The sequence below is a fragment of the Arthrobacter sp. Y3221157 genome (assembly GCF_059089865.1).
In genome coordinates this window covers 1-17,515 of record NZ_JBNHFD010000010.1, presented here as the reverse complement: position 1 = coordinate 17,515, position 17,515 = coordinate 1, and the positions used below count along the sequence as shown (strand labels likewise).

Sequence of the window (17,515 nt, the reverse complement as noted above, 5' to 3'; positions counted from 1 at the left end):
CTACTTCCGGACGGTCTTGTCGCCGCCCACAATATCCGTGACTGCTGCATCGTAGTCGGCGGCGGCCTGCTCGGGCGTCCGGCTGCCGGTGATGACCGCCTCGGTTGCCTCCTGGACCGCAGCGGAGATCCGGGGGTAGTCGGACGTCGCCGGCCGGTACCGGGTGACCTTCACAAGCTCAGAGACGTCCCTCACGAAGGGGTTGGCACCCTGGTAGCCGGGGTCCGCAGCCACGTCCGTCCGGACGGCGATCTGCGAGCTCTCCACGGTGAAAGCCAGGGAGTTCTTCTGGTTCAGCGCCGTGGAAAGGAACTTGAACGCCAGGTCCGGCTCCTTGGTTTCGGCGCCCACTGCCAGGGTCCAGCCGCCGGACATGCTGACTGAGCCGGGAGCGTCACCGTTCTGGGTGGGGAACGGGGCCACTCCCATCTCCTCTTCGTAGCCTGGCCAGGCGTAGCTGCCGCCCTCCTGCCAGAACGACGGCGCGTAGGAGCCTTCCACCGTGGCGCCCAGCTTTCCCTTGGGGAACCATTCGCCGAAGACCTTCTTCCAGACGTTCGCGTCCAGTGCCTCCGCGGGCGTGACGGCCAACTGTTCGTCATAGAGCGTCTTGAGGAAGCCCAGCGAGTCCTTGAACCCGGCCGAACCGACTACCCACTTCTTGGATTCCTCGTCGTAGAGGCTGGATCCGGTGCCGTAGAGCAGCTCGTAGAACCCCTGCATGACGGTGCCCTCGCCGGTTCCCTTGCCCGCGTACATGTTGAACGGGATGGCCGAGGGATCGTTGGCTTTGATCTTCCTGGCGGCGTCGAGGATGTCCTGCCAGCTGCGCGGCTGCCAGGGCTCGCTGATGCCTGCGGCCGCGAGGACTTTCTTGTTGTACCAGATGGCCCGGGTATCGGTGCCGAGCGGCACCGCGTACGTGCCGCCGTCGTCCGCGCGGCCCGCTGCCTTGGCGGCGTCGTCGTATTTGTCCCAGTCCTCCCACCCCTCAAGGTGGGAGTCAAGCTTCAGGAGGTAACCGGCGTCGACGTCTGAGCGGACCTTGAACGTGTCCTCGTAGAACACATCGGGCGCGGTGGACGGCGAGCGCAGGGCGAGGGCCAGTTTGGTGCCGTAGTCGTCGTCATTGCCCTGGATTGGCTGCAGCTCAACCGTGACGTTCTGGTTCGCCGCTTCGAACTCCTCCTTGGCTGCCTGGAACATCGTGTCCAGCGCGGTGAAGGAATCCGTCTTCTGGTAGGCGACTTTCAGGGTCTTGGACCCCTCATCCGGAGTACCCGGACTACAGGCCGCCAGAGCAACCAGTGCCGCAGCGAATAATGACACGTTTTTCAGGGCCCGGCGACGCATGGTGCTCCATTCAGTTAATGCTGCGGACCCCGTTGTCAGCGGTCCCCAGCCGCGGCAATATGCACATGCTAGATGGGTCGGATGCCGCAATCAAGGCACCGGTCCAATGCGTCGGATCAGCTCTCCAGCAGCAGCCGCTGGGCGCGGGGGGCAAGGGTGTGTTCAAGCACCAGCGAGGCGGCGCCAATGGCACCGACGTCCTCCCCCACCCCGGTGCCCACCACCTCGATGGGGTGGATCAGCCGGGCCGCGCTGTTGGCGTCCAGCACCGGCGGGACCTTCGCCAGGAAACGTTCCGCCATGGCGCTCCAGAAGGGGCCACCGAAGACCACACGCTCGACGTCGAGGGTGTTGGTGACCACCGATACCGCCCGGGCAACCAGCACGGCGGACTTGTCGATGATGGCTGCAGCGCGCTGGTCGCCGGCGTCGGCCAGTTCGCAGAGCCTGGCGAAGCTTTGCTGGATTTCAGCGCCGCTGTTCCCGGAACGGGAGCTGTCCAGGATCCCTGCAGCCTCGGCTTCCGCCACGAGGACCTGGGGGATGCAGGAGGATTTCACGCAGCCGCGCAATCCGCAGTCGCACTGGGGCCCGTCGGGGTCCACCACGATGTGGCCGATTTCGCCGGCATTGCCGGACGTTCCCCGCACCACTTCGTCATTGAGCACGATGCCGCAGCCGATGCCGGTACCCATGTACATGAAGACAAAGCTGCCGGCCCCGCTGGGCCCGCCGGCCCATGTTTCAGCGACAGCCGCGCTGGTGACGTCCTTGTCCATGAGGACCGAGTAACCCGTAGCGTCTGACAGCGCGTTGCGCAGCTCCACGCGGTCCCAGCCCGGCAGGAGCGGCGGGTCCACCACATTTCCGTTGTCCAGGTCGATGGGACCCGGCGCCGCGACCCCGAGGCCGGCGATCCGGTCCCGGTCTACCCCGGAGTCCTCCACAAGCTTGGCGATCTCGGCCGCGATGGTGCTGATCACAGCGGACGGATCGTTTCCTCCCGGCGTCCGGATCCGGGAGTGCCGGACGACGGCCCCCACCAGGTCAAGGACCACGAAGGTTGTGACGGCGGGATCGAGATGGACACCCACGGCGTACATGCCGCGGGGGTTGAGGCGGAGGATGGTACGCGGTTTTCCAGGCCCGGTCCCTTCCTTGCCGGCCTCCACAATGAGGTTCTGGTCAAGCAGCCGGCGGGAAATGTTGGAAATGGTCTGCGGAGAGAGGCCCACGATCTGCGCGAGTTCAACCCGGCTGAGTCCGCCCGAGGACCTGCGGATGGCGTCGAGGATCACCGTGAGGTTGAAGTCGCCCATCCGGGGCAGGTTGGTTCCGCGCCTCGGTGAGGATTGGCGGATCTCAGTCACGGTGTCCCCTAAACTTCTTCGGCCACGTGGTTGTGGTGCTGCTTGAATCGTACGTTACGCGTGGACGCAGACCCATAGGGCGCGACGGCGTCGCAGCCTACTTTGCGCATACATTTACCGGAACTTGTGCTTGATGCTCCGGGTCACCAGGAACTTCGGGTTCTGCCCCTTGACGGCCGTGGGTCCCACATGGCGCTCCAGCGCCGGCAGGTAGGGCAGATGCCGGTTATACACCGTCCACAGTTCGCCTTCCGGAGCCAGCACCCGCCCTGCGGCTTCAATCATTTTTAGCCCGGCACCGGCATGCACGCCGGCGCCGACGTGGAACGGCGGATTGAGCAGCGCCAGGTCGGCGCTGCCTGCCTCCATGGTGCTGAGCGCGTCATCCTGCAGGACGCGGATGCGCTCCTGCAGGCCGTTCGCGCGGGCAGTGGCAAGGGCGGAGGCCACGGCAGCGGCCGACTGGTCCGTGGCGGTCACGGTGGATCCGGGTGAATGCCTGGCGTACATGGCAGCGAGGATGCCCGTTCCGCAGCCGAGGTCAACAGCGTGGCGGGCCGGTTTCATGGCCGGAAGGAAGGTCAGCAGGAACCGGGTGCCGATGTCCAGTTTCGGACCGGCAAAGACGGCCCCGTGCGCGGCGACCTCCAGGTCCAGTTCGGCAATATGCCCGACGACGGGAAAGCGCTCCGGTTCTTCGGTTGCCTTCACACCGGTGGCAAGGATGACACGGGACTTTTGCCGGGCGAGCTGCGGCTGGACCGAATCGAAGAATCTTTCCAGGACAGCATTCATACCGAGGGACATATGTTTGACCCGGCCGCCGGCCAGCAGGGTCACTCCTGCGGGCGCATGCCGGGCCACCGCAGCCACAATCTCCTCCAGCTCCGCCAGGGTCTTCGGCAGCTGCAGGAGCACGGCGTGCGCGTCTGCCAGGAGCCCGGGGCCAAGCGGCACCTGCTCAAAGGCCGGCACCGTGGCGGTGCCGGCGTCGTGCCCTGAAGCCAGCCACTCCGCCGCGTTGAGGCGCAGTGCCCGCTCCCCGGTGATGAGGTCCTGGTGCACGCGGACGGCTGCCGGCTCCAGCACCGCAAGCGCGCCGAGGGTCAGTGCGCCGTAGCGGTCACCGATGACGGCCACCTGGCTGCCCGGGACAACATGCTCCCGGGCAGTGTCCAGCAGCAGCCGGTCCGTGGCGTCCCACGCCTGGAGGTTGGGGGCCTCGACGTCGGGCCGCCGCCGGAGCACTTGGAAGACATCCTCGAGACGGTTGGTTGCCACTGATGCTGCTTTCTGCTGGTCCTGAGGCCCCGGCCTGCGCTCTTTTGTGCCTGCGAGCGGGGTCAGCCCCACGTTACCGTCTCCGCGGCGGGAGCGATTCCAGGCAGTTTCAGGATGGCGGCTACCGCCGCACGGCCTGCCCGGTTGGCACCGATGGTGGACGACGACGGCCCGTAACCCACCAGGTGGACGCGCGGTTCGGCCGCCACCTGTGTCCCGTCCATGACGATTCCACCGCCGGGACCGCGCAGGTGAAGCGGCGCCAGATGCTCAAGCTCCGCGCGGAATCCGGTGGCCCAGAGGATGACGTCTGCTCTCAGGAGACGCCCGTCCGCCAGGCGCACCCCGTCCGGCTCGATCGTCGTGAACATGGGTTGCCGCTCCAGCGCGCCGCGTGCCGCCGCAGCCCGGAGGGCGGGCGTCCAAATCAGCCCCGTCACCGACACCACGCTCTGCGGCGGCAGCCCCTTGCGGACCCGCTCCTCCACAAGCGCCACCGCGTCATGTCCCGCCCAGGAGTCAAAATCCGCATCCCGCCACACCGGTTCCCGCCTGGTGAACCAGCTGGTGGAGGTCACCTGCGAAATTTCGTCCAGAAGTCCGACGGCGGAGATCCCGCCGCCCACCACGATGACGTGCAGGCCCGCGAACTCCTCGGGGGCCACGTAGTCGGCCACGTGGAGCTGCCTGCCGCGGAAGGTGGACTGCCCCGGGTAGATGGGCCAGAACGGACGGGTCCAGGTGCCCGTGGCGTTGATGACCGCCTTTGCCGCCCACCCGCCGTCGGAAGTGGAAATCTCCAGCCTGCCCGCCGGGTCATCGTCTTCACGGCTGACCGAGCGGACCTTCACGGGGCGCCGGACCGCAAGGCCCAGTTCTTCCTCGTAATCACGGAAATAGCGGGTCAGGAATTCGGAACTCGGCTCGGAGGGGTCAACGGCGGGCTTCGCGATGCCGGGAAGGTCGCTGATCCCGTTGACGGTGGCCATCCGAAGGCTCCTCCACCGGTGCCGCCAGGCACCTCCCGGTCCTTCTTCGGCGTCGAGCACCACGTAGTGGATCCCGCGGCGCTGCAGATGGTAGGCGGCGGAGAGCCCCGCCTGGCCCGCTCCGATCACGACGACGTCGACCCGGGCAGAATTCACTCCCCCATGATAGTCGGGCGGGGGGTTCCGGCTTTAGGGTTGGCCCAAGGGACCGGCCCGGAAGGGCACGGCAAGGTCACCCGGGGCGGCCCGGGCTGTACAGGAAGGCAGCCACCATGACGAGAGACCACGGTGCGGCAGCAAAACTGGCCAGGGCAATGGGCATCGTGCTGGGAACGGACCAGATACCACTGCGCCTGAAGGCCTGGGATGGTTCCGAAGCCGGCCCAGAGGGGGCACCCGTCCTGGAATTCCGTTCCCGCCGGGCCCTGCGCCGGATGCTCTGGTCACCAGGGCAGCTGGGGCTCAGCAGGGCTTACGTTGCCGGCGAGATCGATGCGCCCGGGGACGTCTTTGAGGCGTTCTCGGCGTTGAGTTCGGCCGGAAAGTTCGCCGAACCCGGCCCGTTCCGGCCGCCCACCCCCGCCGAACTCTGGTCCCTGGTCCGCACCGCCATCCGGCTGGGGGCCGTGGGCCCCAATCCGGCGCCTCCGCCCGAGGAGGCACGGATCCAGCGCAAAGGCAGGTTGCACTCGCGCCGCCGGGACTCGGCCGCCATCTCACACCACTACGACGTCGGCAACGACTTCTACGCCCTGGTGCTGGGACCATCAATGGTTTACTCATGCGCCGTCTGGCCAGGGGATACCTGGGCCACGCGGGGCCCGGCCACAGGTGCCCGCCTCGTGGAGGGGTTGGACGCCGCCCAGGAAGCGAAGCTGGACCTTGTCTGCCGGAAACTGGAGCTGAAACCCGGAATGCGCGTGCTGGACGTGGGCTGCGGCTGGGGCAGTTTCGCACTGCAGGCGGCGGGAAAGTACGGTGCCACCGTGGTGGGCGTCACGCTTTCGGCGGAACAGGCCGTGCTCGCACGGAAGCGCGCAGCCGACGCCGGGCTGACGGACAAGGTGGACATCCGGGTCCAGGATTACCGGGACATTCCGGACGGGCCGTTTGACGCAATCAGTTCCATCGGCATGTCTGAGCATGTGGGGCGTGAACAGACACCCGGCTACGCGGCGGCACTCTTTGCGCTGCTGCGGCCCGGCGGCCGCCTACTCAATCACGCCATTTCCTGGAACGCCGGTCCCACAAAGCCGGACCCGGATTCGTTCATCCCCCGGTATGTCTTTCCTGACGGTGAAATGATCAGCCTCGGCGAGATGGTCACAGCCCTGGAGTCCGCCGGTTTCGAGGTCCTGGACGTGGAGGCGCTGCGCCGGCACTATGCCTTGACGCTGCGCGCATGGGTCCGGCGGCTGGAAGAGAACTGGGATCAGGCAGCCGCGCTCGCCGGGCTGGGCCGCGCCCGGGTGTGGCGGCTGTACATGGCTTCCAGTGCTCTGGGTTTTGAGAACAACCTGACCGGCGTGAACCAGGTCCTGGTGCAGCGGCCGGGCGGGGAGGAACCTCCGCTGCGCCGGACAGCCTGGCTCTGACACCCACTCGGTCCTTAAAGCAAAAGAGGAACCATTCTTGGCGGATGGTTCCTCTTCTTTTTCTCCTGATGGAGAATTGCGTGGAGCTGAGGGGACTCGAACCCCTGACCCCCTGCATGCCATGCAGGTGCGCTACCAGCTGCGCCACAGCCCCGTACTCTTGCCTTTCCGGTCGAATTCCCCGGAGCAACCTGACCAGCTTAATGCAATTTTGCGGCTGCGCCAAATCGGGGAAAGCCTGGGGGTACGGGTGCTGCGGAGGGGGTATGTAACCAGTCCTGGGGACCGCATCAGGAGTCCGCGTACACCCTGGGAAAAAACAAAAAATCCGCCGGAATCAGATGATTCCGGCGGATTTCTCCGGTGGAGCTGAGGGGACTCGAACCCCTGACCCCCTGCATGCCATGCAGGTGCGCTACCAGCTGCGCCACAGCCCCGGATCGTTGCTGCTCGTCCAAGCTTTTTCCAGGTCTCCCCCGAAGCAACTCAAATATCTTAGAACAGCAATTCCGAAAATTCCAAATCCGGAATATTCGCCGTGCTGGGGCGGCCGCTACTCGCCTTCGGAAGCTGCCGCTGCCTTGGCGGAGGCGTCATCACCGAGCTGGAGGTCCACCACGGGGCAGTCCTTCCAGAGCCGCTCGAGTGCGTAGAACACCCGGTCCTCTTCATGTTGGACATGGATCACAATGTCGGAGTAGTCCAGCAGGACCCAGCGGCCACCCGAGCGGCCTTCACGGCGCACCGGCCGCAGGTCCTGCTTGGCCAGCTCTTCCTCGATGCCGTCAACAATGGCGTTGACCTGGCGTTCGCTCGGCGCGGAGGCGATGAGGAACACGTCTGCCAGCGCCAGCCGCTCACTGACGTCAAGGGCCACGATGTCTTGGGCAATCTTGTCCGCGGCTGCCTTTGCGGCGGTGCGGGCGATGGTGATGGATGAATTCGATGCAGTCACGGGACTCCTTGTTGATTAAAAGTGTGGGGGGCTCGCCGGTCAGCTGGACATGCCGCTGACGATCAGGAAAATGCCGGAGACGAGGGCCACGATGCCGAAAAGCAGGATGCAGAGCTGCAGTACCCGGTTCCGCTTTGCCCTGGCCAGCCCGGCGGTGGCAGCGTCCAGGGGGTCCAGCCCGTAGGCCGAGCTGGCCGGGACCCTGGGCAGTTCCTCGACCAGTCCCTCGGACTGGTCTTCCGGGATGACAACAGCCTTGGGACGGGTGGCCGCGCGGGCGGCAGCCTCGGCACGGGCGATGACCTGGGAACGGCCGGATGCGCTGTCCACCGCGGCCTGGTTGGAACGGCTGGCCGGACGCCGCTGCTTCCCGGTGCCGGCAGGCTGGACCTTCGTACCGGGGCGGGTTGCAACGGGAACGTGGGAAGTGGCCGGGGGCTTCATCACGGGCCGGTCAACGCCGGGCACCTGCACGAACTCAAGCGGAGTGACCATGGCCAGGTTACTGGCTGTTGACGGGCCGGGCCGCACCTGGGAAGCGGTGTCTTTGGAGGCCGGATCCTTCCCCGGGACCGGTGGCGTGCCGGCCTGTTCGGCGAGTTTTTGCTTGGCCAGGGCACGGCGGTTCATGACGGCGGCGCGTTCGGCGAGGGCGATCTGCTCCGCCAAGATATCGGGGTCCACCGCTTCCGGATCCATGGAGGCAATGTGCTCCATTTTGGCAATCTGGTTCCTGGCCTGCTCCGCGATCAGGGCCCTGGCGGCAAGGGCCTGCTCGACCGTCATTCCCTCAGGGCCGCCCGACCGGGCAGGGGCAGCCGGCCCTCCTGCAGCGGCGGGCCGGGTCTTCGCGGCAGGCGGGGTCTTTGCGGCGGGCAAAGCAGTGCCTTGTACTGCCTCCCCCTTCCCGTCAGTAGCGGCGGCGGGGCCGGAGGCACCGGCGGAAGGACCCGCGGCAGGCGGCACGACGGGGTTGGCGGCGGTCAGCGCCTGTTCCTTGAGCTGCTGCAGGCGGAGCTGGCGGCGGGTGGGCGGACCACCGGCGGCGAGCTGACCTTCTTTTTCCTCCAGCTCCTTTATGGTGCGCAAGGCTGCGCGGTCCCGAGCCCGGATCTGGGATGACCGCTGCGTGGAGGCCGGTTCGGCAGTTTTCGCGGCTGCCGCCTGCCCCGCGGCAGCAGGAAGGCTCGCATCGGGGCCCGGGCCGGCCGGGCGCTTGGTGTCGGGCAGCGTGGCAGGCTGCCGGTCAGTGGCAGGGGCCAGCGGCTCCGGGCCTGTGGACACGGTCGCCTGCTGGGCATCCCTTGCCTTCCGGAGTTCCCGGCGGCTGCGGATGGGGGGCTGTTCCTGACTCATTGAGAACTCATTCAGTACTGGCTGGTTCACGTGCTTCGACGGACGGCTGGTTTCCGCCCGCCGGCACCTGGGCATAGAGACCGTACTTGGCGATGTACTGCACCACGCCGTCCGGCACCAGGTACCAGACGGGGTCGTGTGCCGCTACCCGGGCCCGGCAGTCCGTGGAGGAGATGGCCATGGCGGGCACTTCGAGCAGGCTCACGTCGTCCCGCCCCATGCCGTCCAGCACATGGCCGGGCCGGGTGACGCCAACGAAATGGGCCAGCGACCACAGTTCATCGATGTCCTTCCAGGACAGGATCTGGGCCAGGGCGTCCGCCCCGGTGATGAAGAAGAGATCCGCTTCCGGACGCTGCGCGCGCAGGTCACGGAGGGTGTCAATGGTGTAGGTGGGGCCGGGACGCTCGATGTCCACCCGGCTCACGGTGAACCGCGGATTCGAGGCCGTCGCGATGACCGTCATGAGGTACCGGTGTTCGGGCTCGCTGACCTGCTTGTGGGACTTCTGCCACGGCTGGCCGGTGGGGACGAAAACCACCTCGTCCAGGTCGAACTCGGCGGCAACTTCGCTGGCTGCAACCAGGTGGCCGTGATGGATGGGATCGAATGTCCCACCCATCACGCCCAGGCGCAGCCTGCGGTGGGGGCCGCTGTGGCGCAAAACGCGGGAGATGTTAGTGGCCCTGCCCGTGATCGTGCTTGTTCGGGTGCTGGCGGTGCGGATCCGCGTGCTCTTCGGTGGCAGAGTGGCGGTTGCCCAGATTCTTGTAGGAGAGGGTGACGAACATCAGCACCAGGAAGATGGCGAAGATGACCACGCCGAAGACCCACGGATCAGCCCACAACGGCGCGAGTTCATGTTCTTCGCCTTCGGCGACGGTCATGGCGATCTGCTGGAGCAGCATGTTCTCCCCTAGAGTTTCAAAGGTTGGTGGCAGCGGAAAAGTCCGCTGCTTTCTGGCGTCTGGTCTATGTTACCGCGTCGCTACCCGCGGACTTGGCCCTCGCCCTGCACGATCCACTTGGTGGTGGTGAGTTCGGTCAGGCCCATCGGACCGCGCGCATGCAGTTTCTGCGTGGAAATGCCCACCTCGGCACCCAGCCCCAGTTCCCCGCCGTCGGTGAACCGCGTGGAGGCGTTGACGATGACGGCTGCCGAATCGACTTCGGCGATGAACCGTTCGGCGTTGGCCAGGTTGTTGGTGAGGATGGCCTCGGTGTGGCCGGTGGACCAGGTGCGGATGTGGCTGACGGCCTCATCGAGGCTGTCCACCATGGCAACGGCAAGGTCGAGGTTCATGTACTCGGTGCCCCAGTCCTCATCCGTCGCGGGTTCCGACTCGATGGAGTCAGGCAGGGCGGCGCGGATGCGGTCGTCCGCGTGCAGCCGTACTCCGGCCTTGCTCAAGGCGGCAGCGACGGCGGGCAGCACGGTGGACCCGGAGTGGACCAGGAGCGTTTCAACAGTGTTGCAGACGCTGGGCCGCTGGGTCTTGGCGTTGAGCAGGATCTCCACGGCCATCTCTTCGCCGGCTGATTCGTCGATGAAGATATGCACGTTGCCCTCCCCCGTCTCGATGACGGGGACGGCGGAGTTGTTGACCACTGTCTGGATGAGGTCGCGGCCGCCGCGGGGAATCAGGACGTCCACCCTGCCGCGGGCCCGCATGAGCACGTTGGCGCCGGCGCGTCCGTACTGGTCCACGGTCTGCACGGCGTCAGCAGGCAGGCCCACGGATTCGAGGGCCTCGCGCAGCACCCGCACCAGCACCTCGTTGGTGGCTTCCGCAGCGCTGCCGCCGCGCAGGATCACGGCGTTGCCGCTCTTGAGGGCCAGGCCGGCGATGTCAACGGTAACGTTGGGGCGGGCTTCGTAGATGGCGGCCACCACGCCCATGGGGACATTCACCTGGCGCAGGCGCAGGCCGTTGGGCAGGGTCTGGCCGCGGACCACGTTGCCGACGGGGTCGGGCAGGTTGGCCAGGTTTTCCAGTGCTGCCACCAGCCCGGCGATACGGGCCTCGGTCAGGGTCAAGCGGTCAAGCAGGGCAGCAGAGGTGCCGTTGGCCTTGCCGGCGGCGACGTCCCTGGCGTTGGCGGCCAGGATTGCCTGTGTGCTCTCCTGCAGGGCGGCGCCCACTGCCCGCAGCGCCCGGTCCTTCCAGGCACGGTTGGCCATGGCCATCCGGCGGGCTGCGGTGCGTGAGCGATCCGCGATGGCGTGGACTGCGGCCTGGACGTCCGCATCGGAGAGCGGAACCGAAGCGGATTCCGGCGCTGCTGCAGGCGTGACCGGCTGCGCACCGGCAGCGGCAGCGTCTACGGAGTTGTCAGCAGTGTTGGAAATCAGGGCCTCAGTCATGTTCCCAGTTTAGGCGAGCCCGCGGCTCAGACCAGAACCAGGTCGTCAACATGAACAACTTCGCGGTCGTAGCCGGTGCCCAGTTCCTCCCCGAGGTCCCGCGTGGAACGGCCGAGCATGCGGGGCAATTCCACGGACGAGTAATTCACCAGCCCGCGCGCCACTACGGTGCCGTCGGCACCTGCGATCTCGACGGCGTCGCCCGCTTCAAAATCCCCGTGCACCGCTGAAATGCCCGCCGGCAGCAGGGAGGTGCGGTGGTGCCGGACGGCCCGCACCGCGCCGTCGTCCAGGACCAGGCGGCCCTGCACGGACGCCACGTGCGCCAGCCAGAGGAGACGCACAGGCTTGCGTGCCCCGTTGACCGTGAACCAGGTGCCCACGTCCTCGCCGTTCAGGGCGGCGGCCGCGTTGGGCGTGGAGGTGACCAGGGCGTGGATGCCGGAACCGGCGGCCATGGTAGCGGCCTCCACCTTGGTCATCATGCCGCCGGTGCCGACGCCGGCTTTGCCGGCCTTGCCGATGGTGACGCCTTCGAGGTCATGGGGGCCTTCGACCAGGGGAATCCGCTTTGCCCCGAGCGACGGCGGGCCATCATAGAGCGAGTCGACGTCGGACAGCAGCACCAGCGCGTCGGCGCGGACCAGGTGGGCCACCAGGGCGGCAAGGCGGTCATTGTCGCCAAACCTGATTTCGTGCGTGGCCACGGTGTCGTTTTCGTTGACGACCGGAACCACGCCCAGGTTCAGGAGCCGGTCAAGCGCCCGGAAGGCGTTGGTGTGCTGGCTGCGGCGCATCAGGTCCTCAGCGGTGAGCAGCACCTGGCTGACCGTCACGCCGTGTGCGCCGAAGGCCTGCGTGTAGCGGGCCATCAGCAGTCCCTGCCCCACGCTGGCCGCGGCCTGCTGGGTTGCAAGGTCCCGCGGCCGCTTGGCAAGGCCCAGCGGGGCCAGCCCGGCGGCAATGGCACCGGAGGACACCAGGATCAGTTCCGTGCCCGCGTTGCGCTTGGCGGCCAGGGCGTCGGCGAGGGCGACGAGCGATTCCTCCGAGATGCCGCCCTTGATGCTCGTCAGCGACGACGAACCGACTTTCACCACCACGCGCCGGGCGTTGGCAAGCACACTCCTGTCCACCGAACCGGTGACCGGTTCCGTGGCGGCCGCCCTAGAACTCATTGTCTGCGTCCAGTCCACTCTCCTTGAGCGGCTTGGCAACGCGGCGGCTGCTCACGGACTCAGTCCAGATGCCGGCCTTACGCTCAGCTTCGAGTTCAGCGCGCGCGGCGGCCTTGGCATCCTTGCGTTCCTGCTGTTCCTCACGCTTCTGTCCGCGGGTGGGGCGGTCGCCTATATCGGCAAAACGGACGTCCGTGCCACGCGGCGAGGCCAGGAGTTCGGCGCCCGCCATCATGGTGGGCTCCCAGTCGAAGACGACGCCGTCATCCTCGCCGATCACCACGGTGTCACCGGGCTTGGCGCCCTGCTTGAACAGTTCCGTTTCCACGCCGAGCTTCGCCAGGCGGTCGGCGAGGTAGCCGATGGCTTCCTCGTTGGTGAAATCGGTCTGCTTGACCCAGCGCACGGGCTTTTCGCCCAGGACGCGGAACAGCGGCTCGAGGTTCTTTTCCTCGCGGCGGATCCGGAAGCCGGTTTCGTTGACGGCGCGGGGCCGCAGCACGGCAGGCTGCACCTTGGGCGGCGCGGCTGCCACCGCGTCCCGGGCAGCCTTGACGATTTCTGCCATGGCAAAGCCGAGTTGGCGGAGTCCTTCATGGCTGGTGGCGGACACCTCGAACACCCGGTAGCCGCGGGATTCCAGCTCCGGCCGGACAAATTCCGCCATGTCCTTGCCGTCTGGCAGGTCCACCTTGTTGAGGGCAACCAGGCGGGGCCGGTGGTTCAACGGAACCACCTCGCCGTCCTGGCCGGCGTAGCTCATGTCCACGGCGTACTTTTCGAGCTCGGCCTCGATGATGGCGAGGTCGCTGAGGGGGTCGCGGTCCGATTCCAGGGTGCCGCAGTCAAGGACGTGGACCAGCGCGGCGCAGCGCTCCACGTGGCGCAGGAAGTTGTGGCCGAGGCCCTTGCCTTCGCTGGCACCCTCGATCAGCCCGGGAACGTCGGCAATGGTGAAGCGGACATCCCCTGCCTGCACCACACCCAGGTTGGGCACCAGGGTGGTAAACGGGTAGTCGGCGATTTTGGGGCGGGCGGCGGACATGGCGGCGATGAGGCTTGATTTGCCCGCTGACGGGAACCCGACAAGCGCGATGTCGGCGATGGACTTCAGTTCCAGGACGATGTCCCGGGACTCACCCTCGATGCCGAGCAGCGCGAAGCCCGGGGCACGGCGCTTCTGGGATGCGAGGGCAGCGTTGCCCAGGCCGCCGATGCCGCCGGCCGCGGCCACATACTCGGTGCCTTCGCCAACGAGGTCGGCCAGGACGGTGCCGTCCTTGGACTTGACCACGGTGCCGTCGGGAACAGGCAGCACGAGGGTTTCGCCGTTCTTGCCGCCGCGCCAGTCACCCATGCCAGGGCCGCCGTTGGTGGCGTGGCGGTGCGGTGCGTGGTGGTAGTCCAGGAGGGTGGTGGTCTGGTGGTCCACGCGCAGGATGACGTCGCCGCCGTTGCCGCCGTTGCCGCCGTCGGGCCCGCCGAGGGGCTTGAACTTCTCCCGGTGGACGGAGACGCACCCGTGGCCACCGCTACCGCCGGATACGTGCAGTACTACCCGGTCTACAAAGCTGGCCACGTAAATCTCCTCAGTGCTGTTTTCGCGGCGCCGAAAGCGCCATCACGATTGTAATGCGGTTAAAAGAACAGTGGAGCGGGCCATCAGGCCCGCTCCACCGCTTTGATGCTGGTTGTTACTCTGCAGCTGCAGCAGCAACGATGTTGACGACGCGGCGACCGCGGCGGGTACCGAATTCAACGGCGCCCGGGGTCAGTGCGAACAGGGTGTCGTCGCCGCCACGGCCCACGCCGGCGCCCGGGTGGAAGTGGGTGCCGCGCTGGCGGACGATGATCTCGCCGGCGGAAACAACCTGGCCGCCGAAGCGCTTTACGCCGAGGTACTGAGCGTTGGAATCACGACCGTTGCGAGTGGAGCTCGCGCCCTTTTTATGTGCCATTTGAAATGCCTGCCTCTAAGTTCTGGGGATCTGCTAAAAACCTGAACAGTAACGAAGGTTACTGGATACCAGTGATCTTGACCTTGGTCAGTTCCTGGCGGTGACCCTGGCGCTTCTTGTAACCGGTCTTGTTCTTGAACTTCTGGATCACAATCTTCGGACCACGGAGGTCGTTCAGGATCTCAGCCGTAACAGTTACCTTGGCCAGGTCAGCAGCGGCAGAGGTGACCTTGTCACCGTCAACCAGGAGCAGTGCGGGCAGCTGAATGGTGCTGCCAGCCCCACCGGCGACGCGGTTCAGGGTAACGAAGTCTCCGACGGAAACCTTCTCTTGGCGGCCGCCTGCGCGGACAATCGCGTACACCACTTGGGAACTCACTTCTCTCGACGTTTCTAACTAAATTTGCGTGCGGAACCGGCTCTAACAGGCTGGCTTCTCGCTGTGCCTCAACGCCGTGGGGTCATAACCCAAGTGTTGGCGTAAGCACCGAAGAACTAGACTACGCTAATTTTGTCTTCGGCCGCAAATGAGGCTGGCTCCTGCTCTCCGGCTGTGATAAGAACCACAGGCCGGCCGGACGGCGGGGCCACGCACCAACCATGGTACCGGCGGGACGGGCGCCACAGGCTCAGGCGTGCAGCCGCGGCGCGTCGAAAAAGTCCACTTCCAGGCGGCAGGACTGCTTGAAGGCCGTGACCATGGCGGCCCGCTCGGCGTCCGAGCCGTTCCGCCCGGCCGCATCCACAATGGCAATGGCCTTCCGGGTCGCTTCGGCGAAATCCTCGTCAGCGTACGTCCGGAGCCACTCCGCGTACGGGTGGCCGGCCGGTTCGCCCGCGGCGAGGAACTGGGCGTGGAGGGTCTTACCCACCTCTGCATACAGCCAGAAGCACGGCAGGACAGCCGCGGCGAGCACCGCGTAACTGCCCGACGCCGAGGCCGCCGTGAGGTGGTCGACGTAGGACTTTGTCACGGGGCCAAGTTCGGCCTGGACGGGACGCGTGCTGAGCCAGGACCGGTGCAGCTCGGACTCAACCTCCAGGCATTGCTGCGCGGATCCGGCCCAGAACAGCTGCTCCGCCTCAGTGGGGGCCAGGGCGCTTGCCCGTGCCAGCACGCGGGAGTAGCCGTTCAGGTAGATGGCGTCCTGGGCCAGGTAATAGGCAAACTCCTTTTCCGGCAGGCTGCCCGAGACCAGGCCGCGGATGAAGTCCAGGCGGTAGATGGCGTCCAGGTCCGCTTCGGCTTCAGTCCGGAGCAGGGCTTCGAATGAGCCCTGCTGCGGAACGGCCCGCAGGTGGTGGAAGTGGTGCACGGGCCCGTTGCCGGCCCCTACCTGAAGCCGGGCCGAGTCCGCGAGCGCCCCCGCCAGCCAGGGCTTCACTTCCCGCAGCGACGCCTCCCAGTCCCCCCGCCGCGCCTGCACCGTGGCCATTGCAGAGGACAGCGAGCACCCCGTTCCGTGGCTGTTCCTGGTGGCCACCCGCTCCCCCGGTACCTCGATGACCTCCGCCCGCAGCAGGCCGGTGGTGTTGACCAGTGCGTCCGGGCATGTCGCGTCTGGCAGGTGGCCGCCCTTCACCAGCACGGTTGCTCCGGTGGCATCAGCCAGCTTCCGTCCTTGCTCCAGGGCCCCGGCCCAGGAATCCCGGGGTTCTTCGCCCACGAGCATGGCAAGTTCGGCCAGGTTCGGGGTGATGAGGTGGGCCAGCGGCAGCAGATCGCGGAGCGCCGCCTCGGCGGATTCCTGGAGCAACCGGTCACCGCTGGTGGCCACCATTACCGGGTCGAGGACCACGACGGCGGGACGCACCTTCTCCAGCCAGGTCCGGACTGCGGCGATCACCCCGGCGTCGCCCAGCATGCCGATTTTGACGGCGTCGATGCTGATGTCGTCACTGATGGCATCCAGCTGGCAGGCGAGGAATGACGCGGGCGGCAGGTGGACGGAAGCCACACCGCGGGTGTTCTGCGCGGTGAGGGCCGTGATGGCAGCCATGCCGTAGCCGCCGTGCGCCGCAATGCTTTTCAGGTCCGCCTGGATGCCGGCACCGCCGGACGGGTCCGAACCGGCAATGGACAGGACGCGCGGCACGTCCCGGCGCAGCGCTGGCTGGGAGGGCGCGGCCTGGACGGTTGCATCCGGGATTGCGCCGGGCTGGGAAGTTTCCGCGGGCATAAAGAGGGTCGAAGACAAAAGACATCCCTTCGCCGGTACTAGCCGGACAGGTTCAACGGGTCTGGATCTCAGCCGGCCCTTCGCGCGGCACCCCGTGTCGGTTACCCAGCCTAGCCGCTGACCTGGGAGCCCGGGAAAAGTGACAGCCACCGCATGCAGGAAGTCCCCGCCTTATGGACCGTTCCCCCCGGAATACGGAGGGGACGGTCCACGAGACGGGGACTTCCCGGGTGACACAGTGGCCTTGCCTGGGCTTAAAGCTCAGAGGCAGGAACCCCCACGCCCAGGATGATGGGCGCCTCGGCTGGCTTGGGCGCGCCTTCCTTGCGTTCCTGCGAGCCCGATGCGGGTTCCGGGGCCTTGGCAGCATGGCTGTGTCCGGCGCTGGGTGCCGGAACGTTCTCATGCTGCTGCACGCTGGTTTCGTTGGCGGCACCCTGGGCGCGGCTAGCGCTGCGGTTACGCCGCGGCCGGCGCTGGCGGGACTGGTCCACCGTGTGGTCAGACCAGTCCTTCTCCGCTTCTGCGGGAGCCGGCTGCTCCGCCTTGGCAGGGCTGGCCTCGGGTTGCCTCGCTTCCGGTTCTTCCGCGGGGGTTTCGGCGGCAGGCGCCGGTTCGCCCAAGTGGGCGAAGGCTTCCGCGAGCCTGTCGAGGGTGAGGGCAGGGCGGGGCTGCTGCTCTTCCGCGTGCTCCACGAAGGGCAGGGCAACCTTCTCGCCGCCGAAGGTCAGGACAGCCGCAGGCCGTGGCGGCGTACCGGCGTCGTGTTTCTCCTCTGCGGCAGGCGCATCGAGCTGGGCCGACTGGGCCTGCCTGGCCGCCGCAACCTCGTCGTCATGCAGGTGCGCCGCATGCGCGGCCGCCGCGATGTTGGCAAGGGCCAGCCTGGTGGCTTCGGCCTTGGCGTGGCGCTCGGCGTCGGCCGGGTCCGGGTG

15 protein-coding genes, 2 tRNA genes, 1 pseudogene and 1 riboswitch are annotated in these 17,515 nt (G+C 67.0%); of the genes and pseudogenes, 1 reads left to right on the top strand and 17 read right to left on the bottom strand.

The annotated features are described in order from the left end of the window. From AC5RTT_RS05055 to AC5RTT_RS05040, 4 genes are all read right to left on the bottom strand, one after another. On the bottom strand, nt 1-1,353 hold the full coding sequence (locus AC5RTT_RS05055) for an extracellular solute-binding protein (RefSeq protein WP_494144274.1): 1,353 nt from the start codon (nt 1,351-1,353) through the stop codon (nt 1-3). A gap of 116 nt (nt 1,354-1,469) precedes the next feature. After that, a complete protein-coding gene (locus AC5RTT_RS05050; protein ID WP_494144315.1) occupies nt 1,470-2,672 on the bottom strand; it encodes an ROK family transcriptional regulator in 1,203 nt (400 codons plus the stop codon). A 165-nt stretch (nt 2,673-2,837) separates the two neighbouring features. Next, entirely contained in the window at nt 2,838-4,004 is a 1,167-nt protein-coding gene (locus AC5RTT_RS05045; protein ID WP_494144273.1) for a class I SAM-dependent methyltransferase, read from the bottom strand. A gap of 62 nt (nt 4,005-4,066) precedes the next feature. Then, entirely contained in the window at nt 4,067-5,149 is a 1,083-nt protein-coding gene (locus AC5RTT_RS05040; protein WP_494144272.1) for an FAD-dependent oxidoreductase, read from the bottom strand. 116 nt (nt 5,150-5,265) lie between these two features. Here AC5RTT_RS05040 and AC5RTT_RS05035 point away from each other — a divergent pair, with 116 nt between their 5' ends. Beyond that, on the top strand, nt 5,266-6,588 hold the full coding sequence (locus tag AC5RTT_RS05035; protein ID WP_494144271.1) for a class I SAM-dependent methyltransferase: 1,323 nt from the start codon (nt 5,266-5,268) through the stop codon (nt 6,586-6,588). Between the two features lie 81 nt (nt 6,589-6,669). On the opposite strand, the gene AC5RTT_RS05030 is transcribed toward AC5RTT_RS05035, so the two are convergent. The 13 genes and pseudogenes from AC5RTT_RS05030 to AC5RTT_RS04970 form a co-directional block, all read right to left on the bottom strand. Continuing rightward, nucleotides 6,670-6,742 (bottom strand) — tRNA-Ala (locus AC5RTT_RS05030). 210 nt (nt 6,743-6,952) lie between these two features. Then, nucleotides 6,953-7,025, bottom strand: a tRNA-Ala gene (locus AC5RTT_RS05025). Nucleotides 7,026-7,141: 116 nt separating this feature from the next. Next, nucleotides 7,142-7,543 (bottom strand): ribosome silencing factor, encoded by a 402-nt coding sequence (rsfS, locus tag AC5RTT_RS05020; protein WP_479771346.1) that lies wholly within the window; start codon nt 7,541-7,543, stop codon nt 7,142-7,144. Nucleotides 7,544-7,582: 39 nt separating this feature from the next. Further along, nucleotides 7,583-8,899, bottom strand: coding sequence for a hypothetical protein (locus AC5RTT_RS05015; protein ID WP_494144270.1), 1,317 nt, complete (start codon nt 8,897-8,899; stop codon nt 7,583-7,585). 7 nt (nt 8,900-8,906) lie between these two features. After that, complete coding sequence (gene nadD, locus AC5RTT_RS05010) at nt 8,907-9,563, bottom strand: nicotinate-nucleotide adenylyltransferase (RefSeq protein WP_494144269.1); 657 nt, start codon at nt 9,561-9,563, stop codon at nt 8,907-8,909. A gap of 13 nt (nt 9,564-9,576) precedes the next feature. Beyond that, nucleotides 9,577-9,807, bottom strand: coding sequence for a hypothetical protein (locus tag AC5RTT_RS05005; RefSeq protein WP_494144268.1), 231 nt, complete (start codon nt 9,805-9,807; stop codon nt 9,577-9,579). Between the two features lie 80 nt (nt 9,808-9,887). Next, complete coding sequence (locus AC5RTT_RS05000; protein ID WP_494144267.1) at nt 9,888-11,264, bottom strand: glutamate-5-semialdehyde dehydrogenase; 1,377 nt, start codon at nt 11,262-11,264, stop codon at nt 9,888-9,890. 26 nt (nt 11,265-11,290) lie between these two features. Then, a complete protein-coding gene (proB, locus tag AC5RTT_RS04995) occupies nt 11,291-12,442 on the bottom strand; it encodes a glutamate 5-kinase (protein ID WP_494144266.1) in 1,152 nt (383 codons plus the stop codon). Beyond that, nucleotides 12,432-14,021, bottom strand: a complete 1,590-nt coding sequence (gene obgE / locus AC5RTT_RS04990; RefSeq protein WP_494144265.1) for a GTPase ObgE — start codon at nt 14,019-14,021, stop codon at nt 12,432-12,434. The genes proB and obgE overlap by 11 nt, the downstream gene beginning before the upstream one ends. A 115-nt stretch (nt 14,022-14,136) precedes the next feature. Continuing rightward, nucleotides 14,137-14,400 (bottom strand): 50S ribosomal protein L27, encoded by a 264-nt coding sequence (rpmA, locus tag AC5RTT_RS04985; RefSeq protein WP_009372867.1) that lies wholly within the window; start codon nt 14,398-14,400, stop codon nt 14,137-14,139. A gap of 58 nt (nt 14,401-14,458) precedes the next feature. After that, entirely contained in the window at nt 14,459-14,767 is a 309-nt protein-coding gene (gene rplU, locus AC5RTT_RS04980) for a 50S ribosomal protein L21 (protein ID WP_142045052.1), read from the bottom strand. 262 nt (nt 14,768-15,029) lie between these two features. Next, on the bottom strand, nt 15,030-16,580 hold the full coding sequence (thiD, locus tag AC5RTT_RS04975) for a bifunctional hydroxymethylpyrimidine kinase/phosphomethylpyrimidine kinase (RefSeq protein WP_494144264.1): 1,551 nt from the start codon (nt 16,578-16,580) through the stop codon (nt 15,030-15,032). A gap of 7 nt (nt 16,581-16,587) precedes the next feature. Continuing rightward, a riboswitch (TPP riboswitch) is annotated at nt 16,588-16,685 on the bottom strand. Between the two features lie 149 nt (nt 16,686-16,834). Further along, nucleotides 16,835-17,515, bottom strand: a pseudogene (locus tag AC5RTT_RS04970) (ribonuclease E/G); the annotation flags it as partial.